The following is a 24409-nucleotide window of genomic DNA, read 5'->3' as shown; positions in this document are numbered from 1 at the left end:
GCGTTCACTGGGTGGATGCTCCGTTGCCGCCGCCGAGCGTCGTGCTGGGACGCAGGCCCCGGCCGGCCGGCGCGGCCGGCGCCTGGGCGGGCGCCGCCGGAGTGCCGGCCGCGCCCTCGGTCGCCGCGCGCGGCGTCAGCACGGCGCGCACGCGGCCGCCCTGCGCGCCGGCCGCGACGCTGGCGCCCGGGGGCACCGCGGAGCCGTTGACGGTGAAGGTGTCGTTGCTCTGGTCGTAGACGATCATGGCGCCGGTGGTCTCGTCGTTGACCTTGCTGCCGATCAGGCGGCGCATCACCGCGCGGCGGATGAACTTGACGTTGTCGGCGCGGCTGTCGTATTCGATGACCTCGGACTCGCCCTCGGTCCACTCGTCGGTGCCGCTGTCGCGCTTCTGCTTGTAGTAGGCCAGCTTGCCCGGGGCGGCGGTGACGATGCCGTACTGGTAGCCCTCCGGATCCTGGCGCACGTCGATGCGCGCACCGCGGATGATGATCGTGCCCTTGGTCACCAGCACGTTGCCGGTGAACACGCTGGTCTGCTTCAGGTCGTCGTAGCGCAGGGCGTCGGCCTCGATGTTCATGGGCTTGGTGCGGTCGGCCTTCTCGGCCCGGACCGGCGAGGCCCCTCCCGCCAGCAGCGCCCCCAGGACCAGCGAAGCCATCCACAGGACAGTGGAACGCGCTACTTCTGAAGTAGAAAGATTTAATCGCAGGTTCATGGATGCTGGGTGGGCAAGAAAAGGATCTGAAACTCGACGCCGCGGGGGCGTAAAGGCACGAAACTTGCTGATCGATTGTAGGGTCCGTTTCGCCGGGTCGGCGGACCAGAAAGAAAGCCCGCCGAAGCGGGCTGGACGACCTGTGCCGACATCGCTTTCCGGCACGGGATCGGTGGGCGGCGTCGGGCGGCGCGCGGGAGCGCGGTATCAGCCCTTGCGGGCCTCGCCGATCAGGAAGTCGGTCACCTGCAATGCGCGCTCCAGCGAGCCGGCGGTGCCGCCATCGACATAGAAACGACCCGCCACGCCCAGGGCCGGCACGCCCTCGACCTTGTAGTCGGTGGTCAGCTGCATCGCCCGCTTGGCCTTGCCGACGACCGTGAACGACTTGAACAGCTCGTTGAACTTCTTCGCGTCGATGCCGGGCTGCTTCTCGATCCAGCCCACGATGCCGGCATCGCCGGTCAGGCTCTGGCGCTGCTGGTGGATGGCCTGGAAGACCTTCAGATGCAGCTCGTCGAGCTTGCCCATGGCTTCGAGCGTGTAGTAGAGACGCTGCTTGGGCTCGGTGTCGTTGCCCACGAACGGCACCGGGATGCGCTTGAAGGCGACATCGGCCGGCAACTGCTTGACCCAGCTCTCGAGCCGTGGCTCGAAGGCGGCGCAGTGCGGGCAGTTGTAGGAGAAGAATTCGACCACCTCGACCTTGCCGGCGGGCGTTTCGATCGGGGCGCGCTTGCCCAGCACCTGGTAGTCGGTGCCGGCCTTGAAGGCGCCGCCCGGGGTCTGGGCGCCGGCCATGCCGGCCACGCCGGCCAGGGGGAGCAGCGCGAGGGAGGCGGCGGTCAGCGAAAAATCACGGCGTTTCATCATCAAAGGTTTCTCCTGTAGGGCTGAGAGGAGCCGGATGGCCGGCGGGAGTTCCCGCGCGGCGGCGCTCCGGTGCCGGGAGGACGGCCGGGGGGACCCGGCCCGGGTGAGGGGTGTCAGCGCTGGACGCGCACCAGGTTCGACTCGAGGCCGCCGTTGTCCAGCCGCTCCTTGAGGCGGTCGGCATCGTCCTTCTTGTTGAACGGACCGGCGCGCACGCGATAGACGGTGCGCCCGGCCTGCTCGCGTTCGGTCACGCGGGCCTCGACGCCCATCAGGGAGAGCTTGGCGCGCTGGGCATCGGCGTCGTCGTTGCTGCGGAAGGCGCCGGCCTGGACGAAGTACATGAAGGGATCGGCCTCGCCCGTGGTCGGCGCGGTGGCGGTGGCGCCGGAGCGGGCGCGCGCCAGGTCGCCCAGCGGATCGCTCGATGCCGCCGGCGCATTGGCCGCGGCCGGCGGCCTGACCTCGGCCGGCACCGGCACGCGCGTGGCGCGCGCCGCGCCGGCCGCCGAGCCGCCGCGCGCGTCGGGCGCGACGGTCACAGGGACCGGGCCGGAGCCCGCGCCGTCCGAGACCGGCGGATTGAGCGGTCCGACCGTGGCCGGCTGCGCCGGCGCCGTGCGGGCGGCCTTGCCCGAGAGCGGCGCGTTCGGATTCCAGTCGCGGTTCTTGCGTGCCTCGGCCTCGTCCTGGTCGGCCCCGCCGCGCTGGGTCTTGTTCATGAACGGGACCGGCACCTTCGTCACGTAGACCGCGATGCCGAGGGCCACGCCCAGGCCGACGACGATGCCGATGATCAGGCCGATGGCCATGTTGCCGCGTTGTCTGTGTTTCATGGTCGGGACGAGGGGATCAGGAGTTCGGTGACATCACATCTTGCGCGGCGCGCTCACGCCGAGGACGGCGAGGCCATTGTGCAGCACGCGCGCGGTGGCTGCGACCAGCGCCAGGCGGGCCCGCCTGAGCGTTTCGTCCTCGACCAGGATGCGCTCGGCATCGTAGTAGCTGTGATAGCTGGCGGCGAGTTCGCGCAGGTAGAAGGTGACGTCGTGCGGCGCGAAGTCGCGGGCGGCGGCGGTGAGCATCTCGGGATAGCGGGCCAGCAGCAGCATCAGCGCCTGCGCCGGCGCGCTCTCCAGGGCCGACAGGTCGGCGTCCTTCAGGCCGGCCTCGTCGCCGCCCCACGCCGCCAGCACCGAGCAGATGCGCGCATGCGCGTACTGGACGTAGTAGACCGGGTTGTCGTTGTTCTTGGCGACGGCCAGGTCGACATCGAAGGTGTATTCGGTGTCGGGCTTGCGCGAGAGCAGGAAGAAGCGCACGGCATCGGTGCTGGTCCATTCGATCAGGTCGCGCAGCGTGACATAGCTGCCGGCGCGCTTGCTGATCTTGACCTCCTCGCCGCCCTTGACCACCCGCACCATGGTGTGCAGGACGTAGTCCGGGTAGCCCTCCGGGATGCCGACGCCGGCGGCCTGCAGGCCGGCGCGCACCCGCGCGATGGTGCCGTGATGGTCGGTGCCCTGGATGTTGACGACGCGGTGGAAGCCACGCTCCCACTTGGCGATGTGATAGGCCACGTCGGGCACGAAGTAGGTGTAGCCGCCATCGGACTTGCGCATGACGCGGTCCTTGTCGTCGCCATAGTCGGTCGACTTCAGCCACAGCGCGCCGTCCTGCTCGTAGGTCTTGCCGGCATCGACGAGCTTCTGCACGGTGGCCGCCACGCGGCCGCTGGTGTAGAGGCTCGACTCCAGGTAGTAGTGGTCGAAGCGCACCTGGAAGGCGCGCAGGTCGAGGTCCTGCTCGTGGCGCAGGTAGGCCACCGCGAACTGGCGGATCGCCTCGAGGTCCTCGATGTCACCGGTCGCCGTGACCTCGCGGTCGTCGGCCTTGACGGTCTTGCCGGCCCTGAAGTCGGCGGCGATGTCGGCGATGTAGTCGCCGTTGTAGGCGGCCGCCTTCTCGCCGCTCGGCCATTCAGGGTCGCCGGGCTTGAAGCCCTGCAGCCGCAGCCGGGTGCTCTGGGCCAGCGTCTGGATCTGCACGCCGGCATCGTTGTAGTAGAACTCGCGCCAGACGTCGGCGCCCTGGGTGGCCATCAGGTTGCAGATGGCATCGCCGAGCGCGGCCTGGCGGCCATGGCCCACGTGCAGCGGCCCGGTCGGATTGGCCGAGACGAACTCGACCAGCACACGCTCGCCGGTCGGCGCGCGGCGGCCGAACGCCGCGCCGGCGGCCAGCACCTCGCGCACCACCTCCTGCTTGGCGGCGGTCTTCAGGCGCATGTTGAGGAAGCCGGGACCGGCGATGTCGATGGCCTCGACCCAGCGTTCGAAGACCGGCGTCGCGCGCAGGGCGGCGGCGATGTCCTCGGCCAGCTCGCGCGGCTTGCGTCCGAGCGGCTTGGCCAGCTGCATGGCGGCCGTGCTGGCGAAGTCGCCATGCGCGGCGACCTTGGGGGATTCGAAGACGGCCCGGGCGCCGGCGCCGGGAGAGAAGGATTCGAGCGTGCCCGCGAACGCGGCGAGCAGCTCCTGTTTGACCAATAGCATCGAAGGATTTTACCGGCGCGTTCCATGCGGCTCGCGCCGCGTCATCCGCGCCGGCCACGCGGACGTTAGCCAGGACGGCCCCGCGTGAACGCGAAGCCGCCTTTCCCTCCCATCGCTTCCCCTCCTAAGGATTCCGCACCATGAAGACCCTCCTCTCCCTGATCGCCCTGGGCGCCAGCCTGTCTTTCGGCGCGGCCCAGGCGCAGCCCGCGGCACCGGGCACTTCGGAGCGCGCGCCGACCGCGCAGCAGAACAAGATGACGGCCTGCAACAAGGACGCCACCGGCAAGAAGGGCGACGAGCGCAAGGCGTTCATGAAGGAATGCCTGTCGGCCAGCGCGCCCAGGATGACGCAGCAGGAGAAGATGAAGACCTGCAACGTCGGCGCCAGCGACAAGAAGCTCAAGGGCGACGACCGCAAGACCTACATGAAGAGCTGCCTGAGCACGCCGGCGGTCTGACGCCCGTGCCCCGCGCGGCGCGTCACTTGCCGTAGCCGCGCGCCAGGAAGACCGCCAGCAGCGGGATGACGGCGATGATGTGCGCCTGCACCATGACCAGGCGCCGCGCACGGGCGATCTGCGCCTCGTTGGGCAGCGAGCCGTCGGCGCGCACGGCCTTGCGCCAGCGCAGGAAGGTCAGGGTCGGGAAGATCGAGATCACGCCGACCACCACGAACAGCGTGAGTTTCATGTGCAGCAGCGGATTGCTCCAGTACCACGCCGTGCCCTTGACCCCCAGCAGCGTGCGCGTGACGCCGGTGGCGAGCACCGCCAGCGCGGCGATGCCGTAGATGCGATCGACCTTGGCCAGGCGCTCGACCACGGCGGCGTTGAGCCACTGCACGCGGCACAGCGCGGCCTCGCTGGCGACGAAGACGACCATCGTGAGGATGGCCAGCAGGTGCAGGTAGGAAAGAATGGCTTCGAGGGTCATCGGGCGGGCTCCGGGGTGGCATCGGCACGCGGGGCGTGGCGCGCCATTGTGCGGGGCGCCACGGTCGCGCCGGCCCAGAAATCGTCGCGTCCATATTCCGCCTTCAGGAAGTCCAGCCACAGACGCACGCGCAGCGGCAGGTGCTTGGCGCCCGGGAACACCGCGTAGATGCCATTGGGCGGCGCGGCGAATTCGTCGAGCACCGGCACCAGGGCGCCGGCCTCGATCTCGGCGTCGATCTCCCAGGTGCTGCGCCAGGCGATGCCGTGGCCGGCCAGGCACCAGTCGTGCAGCACCTGGCCATCGCTGCAGTCGAGCGGGCCATGCGGCTTGAGATGCATGGTCGTGGTGCCGCCGCCGTCCCCGGCCGGCACCCGGAAGGCCCAGCCGCGCGTCTGCGAGGCATCGCTCGACAATGTCAGGCAGGCGAAGCGCGCCAGCTCCGCCGGATGGCGCGGCGTGCCGTGGCGCTGCAGGAAGGCGGGCGTGGCGACGCAGCGGCGCCGGTTGTCGGCCAGCCGCAGGCTGACCAGCGAGGAATCGGGCAGGTCGCCGACCCGCACCGCGCAGTCGTAGCCCTCGCCCGCCACGTCGACCACGCGGTCGCTCAGGTTGAGGGAGATCGTCACTTCCGGATGCATCGCATGGAAGCGCGGCACCAGCGGCGCCACGTGGCGGCGGCCGAAGCCGGCCGGCGCCGTCACGCGCAGGTGCCCGCGCGCCTTGACGCCACCGGCGCTGACGCCGGCTTCGGCATCGGCGACGCCCACCAGCAGGCGCTGGCAGTCCTCCAGGAAGGCGCTGCCCTCGTGCGTGAGGCTCAGGCGGCGTGTGGTCCGCACCAGCAGCTTGACGCCCAGTCGCGCTTCCAGGGCATCGATGCGCCGCCCGATGATCGCGGGTGCCACGCCCTCGGCCCGGGCCGCGGCGGCCAGGCTGCCGCGCGTGGCGACGGCGACGAAGGATTCGAGCTGGGTCAGGCGGTCCATGGCCGGATTATCGACAGGCACCGCGAAGGCTGGAGAGCGTGAGGTACTCGATTACCCTCATCCAGGTCACGAATCAAAAGCCGCCCGGGCCCTCAATCTTCACGCGACGATCTCCTAAAGTACGACATGCGACGAACCGCGCGAGGCGTACGCTCACGGGTCCCGAAGCCCGTGCCACACGCATGCGCCGCTTCGGCCGCCCCACTTTCATTCAACGAGGTTCCCATGTCCGATCGCACCACCGTCCACGGCCTCCAGGTCGCCAACGAACTCCATCGCTTCATCGAGGACCGGGTGCTGCCGGCCGCCGGCGTCGACAGCGCCGCGTTCTGGCAGGGTTTCGACGCCATCGTGGCCGACCTGGCCCCCAAGAACGCCTCGCTGCTGGCCGAGCGCGACCGCCTGCAGGTCGAGCTCGACACCTGGCACAAGCTCAATCCCGGCCCGATCACCGACATGCCCGCCTATCGCGCGCACCTGGAGAAGATCGGCTACCTGCTGCCGCAGCCGGCCGACGTGCAGACCACCACCGCCAACGTCGACGCCGAGCTGGCCTTGCAGGCCGGCCCGCAGCTGGTGGTGCCGATCCTCAACGCGCGCTATGCGCTCAATGCCGCCAACGCGCGCTGGGGTTCGCTCTACGACGCGCTCTATGGCACCGACGCCATCCCCGAGACCGAGGGCGCCGAGAAGGGCTCGGGCTACAACCCGGTGCGTGGCGCCAAGGTCATCGCCTTCGCGCGCGACGTGCTCGACCAGGCCGCGCCCCTGGTCAACGGCTCGCACAAGGACGCCACCGCCTATGCCGTGAAGGACGGTGCGCTGGTCGTCACGCTGCACAGCAGCAGCACCGGACTCCAGGACCCGGCCGCGTTCGTCGGCTACCAGGGCGATGCCGCCGCGCCGTCGTCGGTGCTGCTCAGGCACAACGGCATCCACCTCGACCTGCGCATCGACCGCACGACCGCCATCGGCAAGACCGATCCGGCCGGCGTGTCCGACCTGGTGCTCGAGGCCGCGCTCTCCACCATCCTCGACCTGGAGGATTCGGTGGCCGTGGTCGACGCGGCCGACAAGGTGCTGGCCTACTCGAACTGGCTGGGCATCATCGAGGGCACCCTGACCGAGGAGGTCGAGAAGGGCGGCAAGCGCTTCACGCGCGGCCTCAACCCGGACCGCGAATACATCGGCGCCGATGGCAAGCCGCTCGCGCTGCATGGCCGTTCGCTGATGTTCCTGCGCAATGTCGGCCACCTGATGACCAACCCGGCGATCCTGTGGGGCACGGCCGGCAAGGAGATCCCGGAGGGCATCCTCGACGCCGTCGTGACGACCACCATCGCCACCATCGACCTCAAGCGCAAGGGCAACTCGCGCACCGGCAGCGTCTACATCGTCAAGCCCAAGATGCACGGCCCGGCCGAGGTCGCCTTCGCCAGCGAGCTCTTCGGCCGCGTCGAGCGGCTGCTGGGACTGCCGGCCAACACCGTCAAGCTCGGCATCATGGACGAGGAGCGCCGCACCAGCGTCAACCTCAAGGCCTGCATCGCCGAGGCCGCCGCGCGCGTGGCCTTCATCAACACCGGCTTCCTCGACCGCACCGGCGACGAGATGCACACCGCCATGCGCGCCGGCCCGATGCTGCGCAAGGGCGACATGAAGACCACGCCCTGGATCGCCGCCTATGAAAGGAACAACGTGCTGACCGGTCTGTCCTGCGGCCTGCGCGGCAAGGCGCAGATCGGCAAGGGCATGTGGGCCATGCCCGACCTGATGGCCGACATGCTCAAGCAGAAGATCGGCCACCCCAAGGCCGGCGCCAACACCGCCTGGGTGCCCTCGCCCACCGCCGCCACGCTGCACGCCCTGCACTACCACCAGGTCAACGTGGCCGAGGTGCAGAAGGAGCTGGAGAAGATCGACGCCAACGCCGAGCGCGACCGCATCCTGAACGACCTGCTGCAGGTGCCCGTGGCGCCCAAGGCCGACTGGAGCGATGCCGACAAGCAGCAGGAACTCGACAACAACGTCCAGGGCATCCTGGGCTACGTGGTGCGCTGGATCGACCAGGGCGTGGGCTGCTCCAAGGTGCCCGACATCCACAACGTCGGCCTGATGGAGGACCGCGCGACGCTGCGCATCTCCAGCCAGCACATCGCCAACTGGCTGGTGCATGGCGTGGTGACCTCGGCCCAGGTCAACGAGACCTTCGAGCGCATGGCGGCGGTGGTCGACGGCCAGAATGCCGGCGACCCGCTCTACCAGCCGATGGCCGGCCACTTCGAGACCTCGGCGGCCTACCAGGCGGCGCAGGACCTGGTGTTCAAGGGTGTCGACCAGCCGAGCGGCTACACCGAGCCGCTGCTGCACGCCTGGCGCCTGAAGGTGAAGGGCGAAGCCTGATCGTGGTCCGGGCGCCCGATGCGAAGCCGGGCGCCACCGCGCCCGATCCGGCGCGCTGCCCGCTGTGCGGCGCGCCGAACGGCTGCGCCATGGAGGCGGCGCGCGTCGCCGGCGCCGAGCCAGGGCCGTGCTGGTGCCTGTCGATGGATTTCACGGCCGTGCTGGCCGGCCCGTTGCCGGCAGCGGCGCGCGATGTCGCCTGCATCTGCGCAGACTGCGCGGCGCGGGCCGCCGCCGCTCAGGCGCCGAGCGGAGCGGGCGCGTAACCCGATGACGCGGCGGGCGGTGCCGCGAAGCCATCGGATGCATCGCCACCGGCGTCGGCGTTGCCACCGCCCACGGGGACCTCGATCACATCGGTCGTGCCATCGTCGCCACCCGTCGCGACCGGAGCCGGCATCTCGCCGATGGCCTGCGCCTGCAGGCGCTGCTCGGTCACGATCTGGTGGATGAACTGCAGCTTGCCGACCGCCGCGCGCGGCAGCGTGAAGGGGTAGTAGTCCGACTGGCCCATGCTGCGCGACAGCTCGTTGAGCACATTGGTCAGGCGCACCCAGCCGTTGAGGAAATCGAGGAACTTGGACGCGCCCGGATGGTCGGGCTGCCACAGGTCGGCGAAGTCGAACAGGTCGCTCGACATCTCGACATTGCGCGCATCGACGCCGAAGCTCATCGCCGTGTCGGCGGCATCGGCCATGTGCAGGTAGTGCGCCCAGGTCTCGGCCCAGTCCTCCCACGGATGCGCGCTCGCATAGCTGGTGACGCAGCGGTCGGCCCAGTCGGGGCGCGGACCCTGCTCGTAATGGACGCGCAACGCATCCGCGTAGCTGTCGCGCTCGTCGCCGAAGAGGAGACGGAAATCGTCGAGCCAGCGGGTCGGGTAGACCAGCCGGTCCCAGTAGTAGTGGCCGATCTCGTGGCGGAAATGCCCGACCAGGGTGCGATAGGGCTCGCGCATCTCGGCGCGGATCTGCTCGCGCACCACGTCCTCGGCCTCGGCGGCGTTCAGGGTGATGAGGCCGTTCTCGTGGCCGGTGAGGATGCGGGGGCCGCCGGGCAGGTCGCTCAGGAAGTCGAAGGCCAGGCCGCCGACCGGGTCGGCATGCCGCGTGACGATCGGCAGGCCGAGCACGAGCAGCTGCGACATCAGGCGGCGCTTGGCCAGCTCCAGCTTGTTCCACAGCACGCCATTGGCCTCGACGGACTGGTCGGGGATGGTGCGCGTGGCGCTGCACGAGAGGCAGAAGCCATCGAGCAGGCCGTGCCCGGTGAGCTCGCCCTCCTCGCCATCACGCGGCGTCGGCACCATCCAGTTGCAGCGCGACGCGGTGTCGAAGTTGGCGCAGCGCCGCCAGGTGCGCCCGCCCACGTCGCCATGGACCACGTACTTGTAGGGATCGGAGCCATCGCCGTTGGCGGTCTCGAGCGGCACCACGCCCAGCCGCTCGGTGACATAGCCCAGGTGCGTGCCGCAGGCCAGGCACTGGCTGTTGCGCAGGTAGACCGGACGGCCGCACTGGCACTGGTAGGCCCGGCTGATGGTGGGAGCGCGCAGCTCGACCGCGAGCGAGCCGCTGTCCTCCTCGCACGGCGCCGCCATCTCGGCATCGGCCTGGATCCCGGGCGGGATCCGGCCGTCGTCGAGCGGTTGGCTGGGCTGGGATACGAAAGCGTCCATGGTCGGGAGATCGGTGCGGCGGCGCGACATTGCGCGCGGATGATTGTGGGCGCCTCCTCCTGCAAAGCGGCCCCGCAAAGGCCGATATCCTTGTAGGACACCCATGTCCAATCCCGACCCCGTCTCTCCCCTGCGGGCCCGCTACGGCGAGCGCTACCGGTGGTATCTCCTGCTGTCGGTGATGGTCGGCGTGATGGCGTCCATCATGTCCTCGACCATCGTCAACGTGGCGATCCCCGACATGAGCCACTACTTCGTGCTCGGGCAGGAACGCGCGCAATGGGTCAGCTCCGGCTTCATGGTGGCGATGACGGTGTCGATGCTCACCACGCCCTGGCTGCTCGGACGCTATGGCTACCGCCGCACGTATGTCGGCACGATGGTGTTGCTGCTCGCCGGCGGCGTGGCGGGCGGGCTGGCCACCGACTTCTCGCTCGTGCTGGCCGCGCGCATCGTCGAGGGCCTGGCTGCCGGCGTGGTGCAGCCGATCCCGGCCATCATCATCCTGCGCGCCTTCGAGCCGCACGAGCAGGGCCGCGCGAGCGGCATCTTCGGCATGGGCGTGGTGCTGGCACCGGCCATCGGCCCGAGCATCGGCGGCGTGCTGGTCGACCTGTTCGGCTGGCGCTCGATCTTCTTCATGGTGGTGCCCTTCTGCATCGCCTCGATCGCCCTGGCCTACCGCTTCGTGCCGGTCACGGCGCCGGGCGGCGTGGCGGCGGCGCGCGACAGCGCGCTCGACTGGCGCGGCCTGCTCATCGGCACGGTGGGCACGCTGTGCCTGCTCAACGGCCTGGTCGCGCTGCGTGGCGATTCGCCGCTGGAGGCCGGCGTGCTGCTGGCCGGCGCCGTCGTCGCGCTGGTCGCCTTCATCCGCCTGCAGCGCCACATGACGGCGCGGGGCGAGGCGGCGCTGATGAACATGACGCTGTTCGGCTACCGGCAGTTCTCCATGGGCAGCGTGGTGGCCTTCATCTATGGCGCCGCCCTGTTCGGCTCGACCTACCTGCTGCCGGTCTACATGCAGGTGGCGCTGCACCTGTCGGCCTCCCACGTCGGCACGATCATGCTGCCCGCGGGCATCGTGCTGGCCTTCACCATCGCCGGCGTCGGGCGCCTGGCCGACCGCCAGCCGACCTGGCTGCTGGTGAGCATCGGGCTGGCGCTGCTGGCGGTGTCGTTCGCGCTGATGGTCACGCTGCGCCTGGGCGGCACCCTGTGGTGGCTGGTGGCCTTCGCCGTGGTGGGGCGCATCGGCCTGGGCTTCATCCTGCCCTCGCTCAACCTGGGTTCGATGCGGCCGCTGGCCAAGCCGCTGATCCCGCAGGGCGCCAGCGCCATCAGCTTCCTGCGCATGCTCGGCGGCGCGACCGGCGTGAGCCTGTGCGCCATCGCGCTGGAGTGGCGGCTCGCCGTGCATGGCGACTCGCTGACCCAGGCGGCCACCAGCCCGGCCCGGCTCGCGGCCTTCAACGAGGTCTTCCTGATGCTGGCCTCGCTGTGCGCCCTCGCCCTGCTGGCGGCCTGGCAGCTGCGCACCGATGGCGACCGTCCGTCCACCGCCCCGCGTCCCAAGGAGTCCTGATCCCATGTGCCAGCTGCTCGGCATGAACTGCAACACGCCCACCGACATCACTTTCAGCTTCCGGGGTTTCGCGCATCGCGGCGGGCGCACCGACCATCACTCCGACGGCTGGGGCATCGCGTTCTTCGAGGATCGCGGCCTGCGGCATTTCGTCGACCATTCGCCAGCCTGCGAGTCGCCCGTGGCCGACCTGATCCGCCGCTACCCGATCCAGAGCCGCAACGTCGTGGCCCACATCCGCAAGGCGACCCAGGGCAGCGTCAACCTGCAGAACTGCCATCCTTTCGTGCGCGAGCTCTGGGGCCGCTACTGGGTCTTCGCCCACAACGGCGACCTGAAGGACTTCCGGCCCCGGCTGCACGGCAGCTTCCATCCGGTGGGCGACACCGACAGCGAGCATGCCTTCTGCTGGCTGATGCAGGAGCTGGCCAAGTCGCATGCCGACGTCCCCAGCATCGAGGAGCTGACCCTGACCCTGCGCGAACTCGCGCCGCGCGCCGCGCGCCATGGCACCTTCAACTTCATGCTCTCCAACGGGCAGGCGCTGTGGTCGCATGCCTCGACCCACCTCTGGTACATCGAGCGCCAGCATCCCTTCATGCTGGCCCATCTGGCCGACGAGGACGTGGCGATCGACTTCGCCCAGCACACCACGCCCGAGGATCGCGTGGCCATGGTGGTGACGGCTCCGCTGACCACCAATGAGACCTGGACGGCCTTCGCGCCGGGCGAGCTGGCGGTGTTCGTGGACGGGCGCCGGCACGGTTGAGCATCGCCCGTCGACCTAGTACCAAAGGTCGCATTCAAACAACAGTGGGCATTCAGCCAGCAGTCTGAGCGCACGCTCACGGGCGTGGGATGAGGATAATAACGGTTCGCATTTGCGATGCCGTCCTTCCGCTCATTCCCATCCCGATGTCCTCCCTTCCCTGCTCCCTCCGACCGATCACGATCGCCGCCATGCTGGCGCTCCAGGCGCTCGGCGCCTCGGCCCAGACCGCATCGCCCGCCGCGGCCCTCGCCGCCGACGGCCGCGCGACGCTGTCGACCGTGACGGTCGAGGCCAGCGCCGATGCCTCGGCCGACGGCCTCGCCAGACCGTACGCCGGCGGCGAGGTGGCGCGCGGCGGCCGGGTCGGCATCCTGGGCACCCAGGACGTGATGGCGACGCCGTTCTCCACCACCAGCTACACGCACCAGCTGATCCAGGACCAGCAGGCCCGCAGCGTCGCCGACGTGCTGCAGAACGACCCTTCGGTGCGCATCGCGCGCGGCTTCGGCAACTTCCAGGAGTCGTATTTCATCCGCGGCTTCATCGTCAATTCGGACGACATCGCCTACAACGGCCTCTACGGTCTGCTGCCACGCCAGTACATCGCGTCGGAGCTCTTCGAGCGGGTCGAGGTGCTGCGCGGCGCGAGCGCCTTCCTCAATGGCGCGACGCCCTCGGGCGGCGGCATCGGCGGCAACATCAACCTGCTGCCCAAGCGCGCGCCCAACGAGGCATTGACCGAAGTCAGCCTGGGACTGGCCACCGGTTCGCAGGCCTATGCCGCCACCGACATCGCCCGGCGCTTCGGGCCCGACCAGAGCCTGGGCATCCGGCTGAACGCGGCGCACCGCGACGGTGGCACCGGCGTCGACGGCGAGCGCGTCAAGCTCGACCTGTTCTCCCTCGGCCTCGACTGGCGCGGCCGCGATGCCCGCATCTCCGCCGACATCGGCCACCAGGAGCATCGCCTCGGCGGCACGCGGCCGAACGTCACGCCATCGGGCACGCTCACGGCCATTCCCCGGGCGCCGGACAACCAGACCAACTTCGCCCAGCCCTGGACCTATTCGAACGAGCGCGACACCTTCGGCAGCGTGCGCGGCGAATACGACCTCGCCCCCGGCATCACGGCCTGGGCCGCCGCCGGCGCGCGGCGCGGCAACGAGGCCAACTCGCTCGCCGGCTTCACCGTCACCGACGCGGCCACCGGCGCGGGCACGCAATCGCGCTTCGACAACACGCGCCAGGACGACGTGCGCACCGCCGAGCTCGGCGTGCGCGGCCGCTTCCGCACCGGCACGGTCGGCCACGAGTGGGTCGCGGCCTACTCGTTCTTCGACCTGGAGAAGAAGAACGCCTACGGGCTCGGCACGGGCACCGGCACGTCGCTGGCCACCAACCTCTACAACCCGTCCAGCTATGCCGCGCCGGCGCTCAACTTCCTCGGCAACGACCTGGCCAACCCGGCGCTCAACGGCAAGGTCCGCCTGCACAGCGTCGCGATCGGCGACACGCTGTCGTTCATGGAGGACCGCCTGCGCCTGACGGTCGGCCTGCGCCAGCAGAGCCTGGCGACGCAGGACACGGGCTATCGCACGATCTTCAACGGCATCGTGACCAATCCCGGCGGCGCCGTGACCTCGTACGACCAGAGCCGCACCAGTCCGGTCGTGGGCATCGTGTTCAAGGCCCGGCCCGACCTGTCGGTCTATGCCAACTACATCGAGGGCCTGTCGCAGGGCGAGTCGGCGCCGTCGCAACTCAACGGCGTTCCGGTGCGCAACGCGGGCGAATCGCTCAAGCCCTATGTCTCCAAGCAGCAGGAGATCGGCATCAAGTACGACGGTGGCCGCATCGGCGGCGGCGTGGCGCTGTTCTCCACCGAGAAGCCGCGTTCGCTGGTCGATGGCGCCGGCTTCTTCGTCGCCCAGGGCAAGGACCGCCATCAGGGCCTCGAACTCACCACCTTCGGCGAGGTGACGCGCGGCCTGCGCCTGCTCGGCGGTCTCACCCTGCTCGACGCCCAGCAGAAATCCACCGGCGTCGCCGCCACCGACGGCCAGCGTGTGATCGGCGTGCCGACGGCCCAGGGCAGCATCGGCGTCGACTGGGACGTGCCTGGCGTGCGCGGCCTGTCGCTCAACGGCCGCGTGGTGGCCTCGGGCGGCAGCTACGCCAACGCCACCAACACCCTGCGCGTGGGCGGCTGGGGCCGGCTCGACATCGGCGCGCGCTACGTGACCGAGATGGCCGGCAAGCTGGTGACCTTGCGCGCGCGCATCGACAACGTGGCCAACCGCGACTACTGGGCCTCGGTCGGCGGCTATCCGGGCAGCGGCTACCTCGTGCTGGGCACGCCGCGCACCTTCAGCCTGACCGCCTCGGTCAACTTCTGACGCCGCGCCCGGATCGCCCGGGCGCCCTTTCGTCTCAGGCTCCGGCCAGATGCGCCTCCAGCGCGTCGACGAACATCGCCGGCACGTCGAAGCCGGTCTGGTCGGTGATCTCCTGGAAGCAGGTCGGGCTGGTGACGTTGATCTCGGTGACCGAGTCGCCGATGACATCCAGGCCGATCAGCAGCAGCCCGCGCGGCGCCAGCGCGCGGCCCACGGTCTCGGCGATCTCGCGATTCCTCGCGGTCAGCGGCTGCGCCACGCCCTTGCCGCCCGCGGCCAGGTTGCCGCGCACCTCGGTGCCCTGCGGAATGCGCGCCAGCACGAAGGGCGCCGGCTCGCCCGCGATGATCAGGATGCGCTTGTCGCCCTCGGCGATCTGCGGCACGAAGCGCTGCACCATGATCGTCTCGGCGCCGCCCTTGTTGAGCGTCTCGATGATCGAACCGAGATTGAGCGCATCCTGGCGCACGCGGAAGATGCCCATGCCGCCCATGCCGTCGAGCGGCTTGAGGATGACGTCGCCATGCTCGGCATGGAACGCCTTGACCGCCGCCTCGCTGCGCGTGACCAGGGTCGGCGTGGTGAACTGCGGGAACTGCATGATCGCCAGCTTCTCCGGATGGTCGCGCAGCGCGCGCGGCTTGTTGACCACGCGCGCGCCCTCGCGCTCGGCCTGCTCCAGCAGGTGCGTCGCGTAGATGTACTCGGCGTCGAAGGGCGGGTCCTTGCGCATCAGCACGGCATCGAAATCCTTCAGTGCCATCGTCTCCGGACCGTCCTCGTGGAACCAGGCATCGGCCTCCCCGGTCAGCGTGATCCGGCGCACCACGGCCTCCACCACGCCGCCGGACTTCCACTGCAGGTCCTGCGGCAGGCAGGCCGCGATGCGATGGCCGCGCCGCTGGGCCTCGCGCATCATCGCGAAGGTGGTGTCCTTGTGGATCTTGAATTGTTCGAGCGGGTCGGCGACGAAGAGCAGGTTCATGGTCGTGTCGGGGAGGAGGATGAAGAAGGAGTCGGACCGATGGCGGCGCCCCGGGGCGCGGCCGGATCGGGCGTGAGGGCCGCCGGCGCGGCGGCCGCATGGGCATCGAGCCTGATCTTGCAGGCGGGCGCGATGTCCTTGTCAGCCGGGGTCTTTCGGCCGATGCGCTGGGCCGCCAGCGCCACGGCGCCCGCCACCACGCCCCAGAAGGCGGAGCCGATGCCCGCCACCGTCACGCCCGAGAGCGTCACCAGGAAGGTGATCAGCGCCGCCTCGCGGTAGGGCTCGTCGCGCAGCGCGGCGGCCAGGCCGCCGCCGATGGTGCCCAGCAGCGCGAGGCCGGCGATGGCGGCGACCAGTTCCTTCGGGAATGCCGTCAGCAGTCCCGTGACGGCGGCGCCGAACAGGCCGATGACCACGTAGATGGCGCCGCAGCTCACCGCCGCCGTGTAGCGCCGGGCCGGGTCCTCGTGCGCCTCGCGGCCCATGCAGATGGCGGCGGTGATGGCGCTCAGGTTGAGCGCGTAGCCACCGAAGGGCGCCAGCACCAGCGTCGCGACGCCGGTCAGGGTGACGAGCCTGGAGATCGGCATGTCGTAGCCGGCCGCGCGGATGGCCGCCACGCCCGGCAGGTTCTGCGATGCCATGGTCACCACGAACAATGGCAGCGCCAGACTGACGGCCGCCTGCCAGGTGAACACCGGCATCGTGAAGATCGGCATCGCCAGGCTGAAATGCACCGCCGACCAGGCCAGCTCGCCACGCAGCGCCGCGAAGGCGATGGCCACCAGCAGGGTCAGCGGAACGGCATAGCGCGGCACGAAGCGCTTGCCCGCGAGGTACGTGGCCAGCATCAGCAGCACCAGCGGCAGCGCGGTCTGCGCGGCGGCGAAACCGGCCAGTCCGAAGCGCGCCAGCACGCCGGCGAGCAGGGCCGAGGCGATCGCCATCGGAATGCGGTTCATGACGCGCTCGAACAGTCCGGTGGCGCCGGCCAGCGTGATGAGCGCCGCGCAGACGATGAAGGCACCCACCGCCTCGCCCATGCCGTAGCCGGCGCCGGCGGTCGCCAGCACGGCCGCGCCGGGCGTGCTCCAGGCCACCATCACCGGCTTCCTCAGCCATAGCGACGGCAATGCCGACGCCAGTCCCATGCCCAGCCCCAGCGCCCACATCCACGAGGCGATCAGCTCCGGCGTGGCGCCGAAGGCCTGGGCGGCCTGGAACACGATCACCACCGAACTGGTGAAACCCACCAGCACGGCGACGAAGCCGGCGGTGAAGGCGGAGAGGCTCAGGTCCTTGAAGAAGCGCATCGCGGGATTGTGCCCAACGCCTGGCTGGCGCCGACGCGGCGGACAGCGGTCGTCCCGCGTCGGCGGACGCGGGCGGCATCCAGGCCTGATACGGCAGGCCTGGCATGAGAAACCGGCGACCATGACGGAGTCGTCATTGCAGGCATGTGAATTGCTGTCCGGAATGGCACTGGCCCAGCCCGGCATTCCGTCGGCATCGCGTCGGCCCTCCCTGGAGAAAACAATGAACGACTCCCGCGCCTCCGAGGCGCCGGCCCTCACCGACCCCGCCGCCGTGGTCGACGAGTTCCTGCGCCTGGTGATGATTCCCGATCCCGAAGCGGCCTCGCGCTACACGGCGCCGGACATCCGCATCCGCTTCACCGGCAACCGCGCGATGACGCGGCCGGCCGACACCTCGGCCTTCAACGCGCAGCGCTATGCATGGGTCAAGAAGCGGATCGAGCGCACCGAGGTGGTGGCTGGCGGCACGCCGGCGGAGACCGTGGTCTACAGCCTGGGCACCCTCCATGGCGCCTGGCCCGACGGCACGCCCTTCGAGGGCAACCGCTATGTCGACCGCTATGTGGTCGGCCATGGCCTGATCGTGCGGATGGACGTCTGGAACGACAGCGCCGAATGGCTGCTGGCGCGTGCCGGCCTGGCCACGCTCTGAGTCCGCCCGCATGACCACGCAACGCTGGCCCGGCCCGCTTCCCGACCATGGCCGCTTCGACTACCGGCCCATCACGCGACGCCCCGACCACACCTGGCCCGGCGGCGCCCGGCTGGCGGTGTACCTGGGCTTCAACATCGAGCACTTCGCCTTCGGCGACGGCCTGGGCGCCAGCATCGGCGCGCCCTCGCCGCAGCCCGACGTGCTCAACCACAGCTGGCGCGAATACGGCAACCGCGTGGGCGCCTGGCGCTGCCTCGAACTGTTCGACACGCTCGGCCTGCCCAGTGGAGCGCTGATCAACACCGCGCTCTACGACCACTGCCCGGAACTCGTGCGGGCCTGCGTGGCGCGCGGCGACGAACTGATCGGCCACGGCCACAGCAACGCCGAGCGCCAGGGCGTGCTCGACGAGGCCGAGGAGCGCGCCCTGCTGCTGCGCTGCCGCGAACGCATCCAACGCGAGAGCGGCCAGACGCCCGCCGGCTGGCTGTCGCCGTGGATCTCCGAGAGCGCGACGACACCCGACCTGCTGGCCGAGACCGGCTATGGCTACACGCTCAACTGGTGCCACGACGACCAGCCCACGCGCATGCGCACGCGCGGCGGCGCCACGCTCTGGTCGGTGCCCTATCCGCAGGAGCTCAACGACATCCCGATGATCGTCGGCCGCCAGCTGGACATGAAGGACTTCACCGCCATGGTGATCGACAACTTCGACGAGATGCGGCAGCAGGCGCGCGCGCAGCCGCTGGTGATGGGCCTCGCGCTGCATCCCTACATCGTCGGCCAGCCCTATCGCCTGCGGCACCTGCGCCGCGCGCTGGAACACCTGGCGCACGCCCGCGACCGGGGCGAGATCTGGTTCACCACGCCGGGCGCCATCGCCGCGCACATGCAGGCGCTGGCGGCCGAACGCCCGGACGACTTCGCCTGAACGCGCCCCCAACGGAGGGCATGGCCACGGGCCCGGCCGACCCTGGCCGGCGCTAGATCGTCGTCACATACCGGCCGGGCTTGTGGTTGACCGCCAGGAACACGCTCATCACCACCGCCGCCAGCACCGAATACAGCACCCGGACCGGATCGATCACCAGGAAGGCCAGCGCGACGATGCTGCAGTCGATGGCCATCTGCACCTTGCCGGCGCGCCAGCCGTGCTTCTCCTGCATGTAGAGCGAGATGATCGTCGCACCGCCCAGGCTGCCGCGGTGCCGCGCCAGGAACAGGCAGCCCGCTCCCAGCAGCAGTCCGCCCAGCACCGCCGCGTAGGCCGGATGCAGCCGCTCGATGGCGAACAGCGCCGGCGACCACTCGGTCATGGCCGACAGCAGGCTGATGGCGACGAAGGTCTTGAGCGTGAACTCGCGCCCCATGCGCAGCCAGGCGAAACCGTAGAACGGCAGGTTGATGAGGAAGAACAACTTGCCGAAGCCCATGCCTGTCAGGTAGTGCAGCAGGAAGGCGATGCCCGCCGCGCCACCGGTGAGCAACCCGACCTGCTTGAACAGGATCAGCGCGAGCGAGACGAACAGCGTCCCGGCGAAGATCGCCTGGGCATCCTCGAAATGGCTGTGGCGCAAGGTCGACATGGAAAGGGCCGTGAACGCCGGAAAGTTGGAGGGTTGGGGCATGCAACGCGAGCACCCCACCCGAAAGCACGAACCTTGCCGCCCTCCGCCCTCACCGCTCGCTCCGGTCCCGCTCCCATTCCAGGGACACAGCGCAACCGGCTCCGCCGGTCCGTCAGTGTCGCCCCCCGGTAGGGGGTAGGCGAAGCGACACGCAGTGCGCGCAGCCTGGGGGCGAGTCAGATCTCTATCTTGGACCCCAGCTCCACCACCGCGTTGTTGGGCAGGTTGAGGAAATCCGCGGCGCCGCTGGCGTTGTGGTGCATCTGGGCGAACAGCTTCTCGCGCCAGGGCGCCATGCCGCTGCCCAGCGTCGGGATGACGACGTCGCGCGACAGGAAGTAGCTCGTCGTCATGCGCTCGAGCTGGCAGCCCCGCATGCGCGCGTTCTCCAGCGCGCGGGGCAGGTCGATGTCGTTCTTGAAGCCGTAGTTCACCACCACCTGCCAGCAGTGGTGGCCCAGCGGCGTGATCTCCACCCGCTGCGCCATCGGGATCCAGGGCACCTCGTGGCTGCGCACCGTGACGAACAGGTTCTGCTCGTGCAGCACCTTGTTGTGCTTGAGGTTGTGCAGCAGCGCGTTGGGCACCGAGCCCGGTTCGGCGGTCAGGAAGACGGCCGAACCCTCGACGCGCGCGGGCGGGCTCACGAAGACGGCGTCGAGGAAACTGCGCAGGTCGATGGCATCGGAGCGCTGCGCCTCGCCCATCAGGCGCCGGCCCTCCTTCCAGGTGATCATCAGCATGAAGATGCCGCCACCGATCAGCAGCGGGAACCAGCCGCCCTGCGGCAGCTTCAGCAGGTTGGAGGCGAAGAAGGCGAAGTCGATGACGAAGAAGGCCGAGGTCGCGCCGATGCACAGCGCCAGCGGCAGCTTCCAGGCATAGCGGATGACGAAGAAGGTCAGCACGGTGGTGATGAGCATGTCGGTCGTCACGGCGATGCCATAGGCCGCCGCCAGATTGCTCGACGAGCGGAACATCACCACGGCCAGCACGATGGCCACGAACAGCCCCCAGTTGATGAACGGGATGTAGATCTGCCCGGCCGAGCGCACGCTGGTGTGCTGGATGTTCAGCCGTGGCAGGTAGCCCAGCTGGATCACCTGCCGCGTGACGCTGAAGGCGCCGGTGATGAGCGCCTGCGAGGCGATCACCGTGGCCAGCGTGGCCAGCAGCACCAGGGGCATCAGCGCCCATTCCGGCGCCATCATGAAGAACGGGTTCTTCACCGCCTCGGGGTTCTCCAGCAGCAGCGCGCCCTGGCCGAAGTAGTTGAGCGTGAGCGCCGGCATCACGACCGAGAACCAGGCGATGCGGATCGGTCCCTTGCCGAAGTGGCCGAGGTCGGCGTAGAGCGCCTCGGCGCCGGTCACGCACAGCACGGTCGCTCCCAGCACGATGAAGCTGGTCATCGGGTTGTCCCAGATGAAGCGCAGCGCGTAGTACGGGTTGACCGCCTTGAGGATCTCCGGATGATTGACGATCTGCGAGACGCCCAGCACCGCCAGCACGACGAACCACACCAGCGTCACCGGCCCGAAGAACTTGCCGATGCCCGCGGTGCCGCGCTTCTGCACCAGGAAGAGCACGAACAGCACCACTAGCGTGATCGGGATGACGTAGTGCGTGAAATGCGGCGACACCACCTCCAGGCCCTCGACCGCCGAGAGCACCGAGATCGCCGGCGTGATGACGCCGTCGCCATAGAAGAGCGAGGTGCCGAAGATGCCCACCGCCAGCAGCACGCCCCTGAGCTTGGGCTTGTCCGCCACCGCGCGCGAGGCCAGCGCCAGCATCGCGACCAGGCCGCCCTCGCCCTCGTTGTCGGCCCGCAGGACCAGCACCACGTACTTGATCGACACGATGGTGGTGAGCGTCCAGAAGAACATCGACAGGATGCCGTAGACGTTCTCGACGGTGAACGGCACGTGGCCGTGGCCGAAGACCTCCTTGGTGGCATACAGCACGCTGGTGCCGATGTCACCGTAGACGACACCGATGGCGCCCAGGATCAGGCCGGCCGAGGAGCTTTTGGGGGAAGACACGCGTCGAGTGGAAGGACATCGACCGGTGTCGGGCGACGCTGCCCGCTCCCTGTCGAATCGCCTGTTTTTCCATTGGCTGTGGGGCCGCTATTCTGCCTTCGACGCACCCCTTGGCAAAGATCAGTGACGGTTGTTACTCATAGACCTCGGCATCCGGGTCGGTGGCTTCCATCTCGTAGCTGGCCGCCACCATCGCCAGGCGGCCGATCACGCCATACATGTAGAACCGGTTGGGCGCGCTGGCCCCCGGCTTGGCACCATGCTGCGGCAGGTGGGCACTGTCGGAGAAGGCCAGCGGCACGAAGCTGGCGCCCGGCAGGTTGAGGGTCTCGTCGGTGCTGCGCCCGGCATGCACGCGGTAGAAGCCGCCCACGACATAGCGGTCCATCATGTAGATCACCGGCTCGGCCACGCTGTCGTGCACGCGTTCCTGGGTGAGCACGCCTTCCTGGATGATGACGTCGTGCGAGCCCAGGCCCGGGCCCTCGCCCGCCGGCAGGTTGCGCTCGCGCAGCTGGCGCCCGAAGGCCTCGAAGTCCTTGGCGTCGCGCACCGTGGTCACGCCCAGGCCATGGCTGCCGTCGTCGGCCTTGACGATGACGAACGGCTTCTCGTTGATGCCGTATTCCTTGTACTTGCGGCGCACCTTGGCGAGCATGGCGTCGACGTGGCCGGCGACGTCGTCCAGTCCGACGCCGGTGGTCAGGTCGACGTCCTCGGCGCGGGTGGACATCGGGTTGATCAGCCAGGGATCGATGCCCAGCAGCTTGCCGAAGCGCTTCGCGATCTCCTCGTAGCTGCGGAAGTGGTTGCTCTTGCGGCGGATCGACCAGCCCGCATGCACCGGCGGCAGCAGGTATTGCTCGTGCAGGTCCTCCAGGATGCCGGGGGTGCCGGCCATGAGGTCGTTGTTCAGCAGGATCGTGCAGGGATCGAAGTTCTTGATGCCCAGACGCCGCTTGGTGCGCACCACGGGCTCCAATGTCACCGCGTCGCCGTTGGGCAGCTCGATGGTGCGCGGCGACTTGATGGCCGGATCGATGGAACCCACCCGCACGTTCAGTCCCGCCATGTGGAAGATGCGCACCAGCTGCGCGATGTTGGCCAGGTAGAAGGTGTTGTCCGACCGGTTCTCCGGGATCACGAGCAGATTGCGCGCCTCGGGGCAGATCTTCTCGATGGCGGCCTGGGCCGCCTGCACGGCCAGCGGCAGCATCTGCGCCGTCAGGTGGTTCCAGCCGCCCGGGAACAGGTTGGTGTCCACTGGCGCCAGCTTGAATCCGGCGTTGCGGATGTCGACCGCGCTGTAGAACGGCGGCGTGTGCTCCATCCATTCGAGGCGGAACCAGCGCTCGATGGCCGGCGTGGAATCCAGGACACGCTGTTCGAGTTCGTTGATCGGGCCGGTCAGGGCGGTGACGAGGTGGGGGACCATACGGCGGCCTTGTGCGTTGCGCGAAAGAAGTTGAGTGGAATGAGAGGATTTGGGGGCGCCACGAAGATTCGCAACGCGTGGCGTGAATCGACAGCGCTACCGCCCGCCGTCCACCCGTCCACCCGCGCGCTCAGCCGCGGATCTCGCCTTGTCCGAGCACCACGTATTTCAACGAGGTCAGGCCCTCGATCCCGACCGGACCACGCGCATGAAACTTGTCGGTGCTGATGCCGATTTCAGCTCCCAGCCCGTACTCGAAGCCGTCCGCGAAGCGGGTGCTCGCATTCACCATCACGCTGGCTGAATCGACCTCGCGCAGGAAGCGCTGGGCATTGACGTGGTCGCGCGTGATGATGGCGTCAGTGTGGTGGCTGGAATAGCGGTTGATATGGGCGATCGCCTCGTCCAGGCCGGACACCACCTTGATGCTGATGACGGCGGCGAGATATTCCTCCGACCAGTCCGACTCCACCGCGTCGACGACGCGCGCCGTGGCCGTGGTGGCCCCCTCGGCGCGCAGGATCGCCGCCGCCGCCGGATCGCAGCGCATCTCCACGCCCTTGGCCGCGAACACGGCGGCGATCTCCGGCAGGAAGATCTCGGCGACCGAGGCCGCCACCAGCAGGCCCTCGGCGGCGTTGCACGGGCTGTATTTCTGCGTCTTGGCGTTGTCGACCACCCGCACCGCCATGTCCAGCGGCGCGGTGTCGTCGACATAGACGTGGCAGTTGCCGTCCAGGTGCTTGATGACCGGCACCTTGGCTTCGCGGCTGATGCGCTCGATCAGCCCCTTGCCGCCGCGCGGGATGATCACGTCGACGAATTCCGGCATGGCGATGAGCTGGCCCACCGCCGCGCGGTCGGTGGTGCCCACCAGCTGCACGGCCTCGACCGGCAGCCCGGCCTCCTCCAGCGCCCCGGCCACCAGCTGCGCCAGCGCCTTGTTCGACTCGATGGCCTCGGAGCCGCCGCGCAGGATGGCCGCGTTGCCGCTCTTGATGGCCAGGCTGGCGGCTTCGATGGTCACGTTCGGACGGCTCTCGTAGATCATGCCGAAGACACCGATGGGCACCCTCATCTGGCCGACCCGGATGCCGCTGGGCTGCTGCTTGAGCCCGATGATCTCGCCGATGACATCGGCCATGGCGGCGAGCTGTTCGCAGCCCAGGGCGACGGTCTCGATCACCGGGGGCGTCAATTTGAGGCGGTCTACCATCGGCGCGGCGAGGCCGGCGGCGCTGGCGCGTTCGATGTCGCGGGCATTGGCTTCGGCCAGGGCGGGGCCGGCGGCGCGCAGGCGGCGGGCCAGCGCCAGCAGGGCGGCGTTGCGGCTGGCGGCGCTGGCCTTGGCCATCAGGGCCGAGGCGGCCTTGGCCTGGGATCCCAGGACCTGCATGGATTCGTTCGAATTGAAGGCATTCATGTCGGCAT

21 protein-coding genes are annotated in these 24409 nt (G+C 69.4%); 8 read left to right on the top strand and 13 right to left on the bottom strand.

Annotation, left to right across the window (positions count from 1 at the left end; translation table 11 throughout):
* Positions 1 to 4: 4 nt before the first annotated feature.
* The 4 genes from lptA to argS all read right to left on the bottom strand — a co-directional run bounded on the left by lptA (position 5) and on the right by argS (position 4149).
* On the bottom strand, positions 5 to 664 hold the full coding sequence (gene lptA, locus AC1MLT_RS13880; protein ID WP_481032787.1) for a lipopolysaccharide transport periplasmic protein LptA: 660 nt from the start codon (positions 662 to 664) through the stop codon (positions 5 to 7).
* 264 nt (positions 665 to 928) lie between these two features.
* Complete coding sequence (locus AC1MLT_RS13875; RefSeq protein ID WP_481035020.1) at positions 929 to 1591, bottom strand: thiol:disulfide interchange protein DsbA/DsbL; 663 nt, start codon at positions 1589 to 1591, stop codon at positions 929 to 931.
* Between the two features lie 116 nt (positions 1592 to 1707).
* The gene (locus tag AC1MLT_RS13870; RefSeq protein ID WP_481032786.1) at positions 1708 to 2430 is read right to left on the bottom strand and encodes an SPOR domain-containing protein; all 723 of its coding nucleotides are present in this window, start codon (positions 2428 to 2430) and stop codon (positions 1708 to 1710) included.
* Positions 2431 to 2463: 33 nt separating this feature from the next.
* A complete protein-coding gene (argS, locus tag AC1MLT_RS13865) occupies positions 2464 to 4149 on the bottom strand; it encodes an arginine--tRNA ligase (protein ID WP_481032785.1) in 1686 nt (561 codons plus the stop codon).
* 140 nt (positions 4150 to 4289) lie between these two features.
* Between argS and AC1MLT_RS13860 the strand changes: the two genes are divergently transcribed.
* A complete protein-coding gene (locus tag AC1MLT_RS13860; protein WP_481032784.1) occupies positions 4290 to 4610 on the top strand; it encodes a PsiF family protein in 321 nt (106 codons plus the stop codon).
* A 22-nt stretch (positions 4611 to 4632) separates the two neighbouring features.
* On the opposite strand, the gene AC1MLT_RS13855 is transcribed toward AC1MLT_RS13860, so the two are convergent.
* Both AC1MLT_RS13855 and AC1MLT_RS13850 read right to left on the bottom strand, forming a co-directional pair.
* Positions 4633 to 5085 (bottom strand): DUF2214 family protein, encoded by a 453-nt coding sequence (locus AC1MLT_RS13855; RefSeq protein ID WP_481032783.1) that lies wholly within the window; start codon positions 5083 to 5085, stop codon positions 4633 to 4635.
* A complete protein-coding gene (locus tag AC1MLT_RS13850; protein WP_481032782.1) occupies positions 5082 to 6074 on the bottom strand; it encodes a LysR family transcriptional regulator in 993 nt (330 codons plus the stop codon). Before AC1MLT_RS13850 ends, AC1MLT_RS13855 begins: the two co-directional genes overlap by 4 nt.
* A 225-nt stretch (positions 6075 to 6299) precedes the next feature.
* Here AC1MLT_RS13850 and AC1MLT_RS13845 point away from each other — a divergent pair, with 225 nt between their 5' ends.
* Together AC1MLT_RS13845 and AC1MLT_RS13840 are read left to right on the top strand one after the other, a co-directional pair.
* Positions 6300 to 8477, top strand: coding sequence for a malate synthase G (locus tag AC1MLT_RS13845; protein WP_481032781.1), 2178 nt, complete (start codon positions 6300 to 6302; stop codon positions 8475 to 8477).
* A 2-nt stretch (positions 8478 to 8479) separates the two neighbouring features.
* Positions 8480 to 8743 (top strand): cysteine-rich CWC family protein, encoded by a 264-nt coding sequence (locus AC1MLT_RS13840; protein ID WP_481032780.1) that lies wholly within the window; start codon positions 8480 to 8482, stop codon positions 8741 to 8743.
* Here the strand turns inward: AC1MLT_RS13840 and AC1MLT_RS13835 are convergent.
* Positions 8716 to 10155, bottom strand: coding sequence for a zinc-binding metallopeptidase family protein (locus AC1MLT_RS13835; protein WP_481032779.1), 1440 nt, complete (start codon positions 10153 to 10155; stop codon positions 8716 to 8718). The genes AC1MLT_RS13840 and AC1MLT_RS13835 overlap by 28 nt on opposite strands.
* Before the next feature lie 103 nt (positions 10156 to 10258).
* Here AC1MLT_RS13835 and AC1MLT_RS13830 point away from each other — a divergent pair, with 103 nt between their 5' ends.
* The 3 genes from AC1MLT_RS13830 (at position 10259) to AC1MLT_RS13820 (ending at position 14908) form a co-directional block, all read left to right on the top strand.
* On the top strand, positions 10259 to 11740 hold the full coding sequence (locus tag AC1MLT_RS13830; protein ID WP_481032778.1) for an MFS transporter: 1482 nt from the start codon (positions 10259 to 10261) through the stop codon (positions 11738 to 11740).
* Positions 11741 to 11744: 4 nt separating this feature from the next.
* Positions 11745 to 12509, top strand: a complete 765-nt coding sequence (locus AC1MLT_RS13825; protein ID WP_481032777.1) for a class II glutamine amidotransferase — start codon at positions 11745 to 11747, stop codon at positions 12507 to 12509.
* A gap of 146 nt (positions 12510 to 12655) precedes the next feature.
* Entirely contained in the window at positions 12656 to 14908 is a 2253-nt protein-coding gene (locus tag AC1MLT_RS13820) for a TonB-dependent receptor (protein ID WP_481032776.1), read from the top strand.
* Between the two features lie 34 nt (positions 14909 to 14942).
* On the opposite strand, the gene gshB is transcribed toward AC1MLT_RS13820, so the two are convergent.
* Positions 14943 to 15893 (bottom strand): glutathione synthase, encoded by a 951-nt coding sequence (gene gshB / locus AC1MLT_RS13815; RefSeq protein WP_481032775.1) that lies wholly within the window; start codon positions 15891 to 15893, stop codon positions 14943 to 14945.
* Positions 15890 to 17209: a benzoate/H(+) symporter BenE family transporter gene (locus AC1MLT_RS13810; protein ID WP_481032774.1), complete on the bottom strand. Its 1320-nt coding sequence runs from the start codon at positions 17207 to 17209 to the stop codon at positions 15890 to 15892. The genes gshB and AC1MLT_RS13810 overlap by 4 nt, the downstream gene beginning before the upstream one ends.
* Before the next feature lie 223 nt (positions 17210 to 17432).
* On the opposite strand from AC1MLT_RS13810, the gene AC1MLT_RS13805 reads away from it, so the two are divergent.
* Together AC1MLT_RS13805 and AC1MLT_RS13800 are read left to right on the top strand one after the other, a co-directional pair.
* Positions 17433 to 17864, top strand: coding sequence for a nuclear transport factor 2-like protein (locus tag AC1MLT_RS13805; RefSeq protein ID WP_481032773.1), 432 nt, complete (start codon positions 17433 to 17435; stop codon positions 17862 to 17864).
* A gap of 10 nt (positions 17865 to 17874) precedes the next feature.
* The gene (locus AC1MLT_RS13800; RefSeq protein WP_481032772.1) at positions 17875 to 18801 is read left to right on the top strand and encodes a polysaccharide deacetylase family protein; all 927 of its coding nucleotides are present in this window, start codon (positions 17875 to 17877) and stop codon (positions 18799 to 18801) included.
* 52 nt (positions 18802 to 18853) lie between these two features.
* On the opposite strand, the gene AC1MLT_RS13795 is transcribed toward AC1MLT_RS13800, so the two are convergent.
* From AC1MLT_RS13795 to AC1MLT_RS13780, 4 genes are all read right to left on the bottom strand, one after another.
* Positions 18854 to 19456, bottom strand: a complete 603-nt coding sequence (locus tag AC1MLT_RS13795; protein ID WP_481032771.1) for a YitT family protein — start codon at positions 19454 to 19456, stop codon at positions 18854 to 18856.
* A gap of 218 nt (positions 19457 to 19674) precedes the next feature.
* Positions 19675 to 21543, bottom strand: a complete 1869-nt coding sequence (locus AC1MLT_RS13790; protein ID WP_481032770.1) for a potassium transporter Kup — start codon at positions 21541 to 21543, stop codon at positions 19675 to 19677.
* Between the two features lie 133 nt (positions 21544 to 21676).
* Positions 21677 to 22978, bottom strand: coding sequence for a glutamate--cysteine ligase (gene gshA / locus AC1MLT_RS13785; RefSeq protein WP_481032769.1), 1302 nt, complete (start codon positions 22976 to 22978; stop codon positions 21677 to 21679).
* 130 nt (positions 22979 to 23108) lie between these two features.
* The gene (locus AC1MLT_RS13780) at positions 23109 to 24401 is read right to left on the bottom strand and encodes a glutamate-5-semialdehyde dehydrogenase (RefSeq protein WP_481032768.1); all 1293 of its coding nucleotides are present in this window, start codon (positions 24399 to 24401) and stop codon (positions 23109 to 23111) included.
* Between the last annotated feature and the right edge of the window lie 8 nt (positions 24402 to 24409).

It is taken from the genome of Variovorax sp. PEI5 (genome assembly GCF_056679935.1).
This window is presented reverse-complemented; position numbering and strand designations above follow the sequence as displayed.

Excerpts from the sequence above, each read along its gene's own strand:
- AC1MLT_RS13845 (WP_481032781.1), top strand. The coding sequence starts at position 6,300 with ATGTCCGATCGCACCACCGTCCACGGCCTCCAGGTCGCCAACGAACTC.
- AC1MLT_RS13870 (WP_481032786.1), bottom strand. The coding sequence starts at position 2,430 with ATGAAACACAGACAACGCGGCAACATGGCCATCGGCCTGATCATCGGC.
- AC1MLT_RS13835 (WP_481032779.1), bottom strand. The coding sequence starts at position 10,155 with ATGGACGCTTTCGTATCCCAGCCCAGCCAACCGCTCGACGACGGCCGG.
- AC1MLT_RS13875 (WP_481035020.1), bottom strand. The coding sequence starts at position 1,591 with ATGAAACGCCGTGATTTTTCGCTGACCGCCGCCTCCCTCGCGCTGCTC.
- AC1MLT_RS13805 (WP_481032773.1), top strand. The coding sequence starts at position 17,433 with ATGAACGACTCCCGCGCCTCCGAGGCGCCGGCCCTCACCGACCCCGCC.
- argS (WP_481032785.1), bottom strand. The coding sequence starts at position 4,149 with ATGCTATTGGTCAAACAGGAGCTGCTCGCCGCGTTCGCGGGCACGCTC.
- AC1MLT_RS13800 (WP_481032772.1), top strand. The coding sequence starts at position 17,875 with ATGACCACGCAACGCTGGCCCGGCCCGCTTCCCGACCATGGCCGCTTC.
- AC1MLT_RS13825 (WP_481032777.1), top strand. The coding sequence starts at position 11,745 with ATGTGCCAGCTGCTCGGCATGAACTGCAACACGCCCACCGACATCACT.
- gshA (WP_481032769.1), bottom strand. The coding sequence starts at position 22,978 with ATGGTCCCCCACCTCGTCACCGCCCTGACCGGCCCGATCAACGAACTC.
- lptA (WP_481032787.1), bottom strand. The coding sequence starts at position 664 with ATGGCTTCGCTGGTCCTGGGGGCGCTGCTGGCGGGAGGGGCCTCGCCG.
- AC1MLT_RS13850 (WP_481032782.1), bottom strand. The coding sequence starts at position 6,074 with ATGGACCGCCTGACCCAGCTCGAATCCTTCGTCGCCGTCGCCACGCGC.
- AC1MLT_RS13855 (WP_481032783.1), bottom strand. The coding sequence starts at position 5,085 with ATGACCCTCGAAGCCATTCTTTCCTACCTGCACCTGCTGGCCATCCTC.
- AC1MLT_RS13860 (WP_481032784.1), top strand. The coding sequence starts at position 4,290 with ATGAAGACCCTCCTCTCCCTGATCGCCCTGGGCGCCAGCCTGTCTTTC.
- AC1MLT_RS13830 (WP_481032778.1), top strand. The coding sequence starts at position 10,259 with ATGTCCAATCCCGACCCCGTCTCTCCCCTGCGGGCCCGCTACGGCGAG.
- AC1MLT_RS13820 (WP_481032776.1), top strand. The coding sequence starts at position 12,656 with ATGTCCTCCCTTCCCTGCTCCCTCCGACCGATCACGATCGCCGCCATG.
- AC1MLT_RS13795 (WP_481032771.1), bottom strand. The coding sequence starts at position 19,456 with ATGTCGACCTTGCGCCACAGCCATTTCGAGGATGCCCAGGCGATCTTC.
- gshB (WP_481032775.1), bottom strand. The coding sequence starts at position 15,893 with ATGAACCTGCTCTTCGTCGCCGACCCGCTCGAACAATTCAAGATCCAC.
- AC1MLT_RS13780 (WP_481032768.1), bottom strand. The coding sequence starts at position 24,401 with ATGAATGCCTTCAATTCGAACGAATCCATGCAGGTCCTGGGATCCCAG.
- AC1MLT_RS13810 (WP_481032774.1), bottom strand. The coding sequence starts at position 17,209 with ATGCGCTTCTTCAAGGACCTGAGCCTCTCCGCCTTCACCGCCGGCTTC.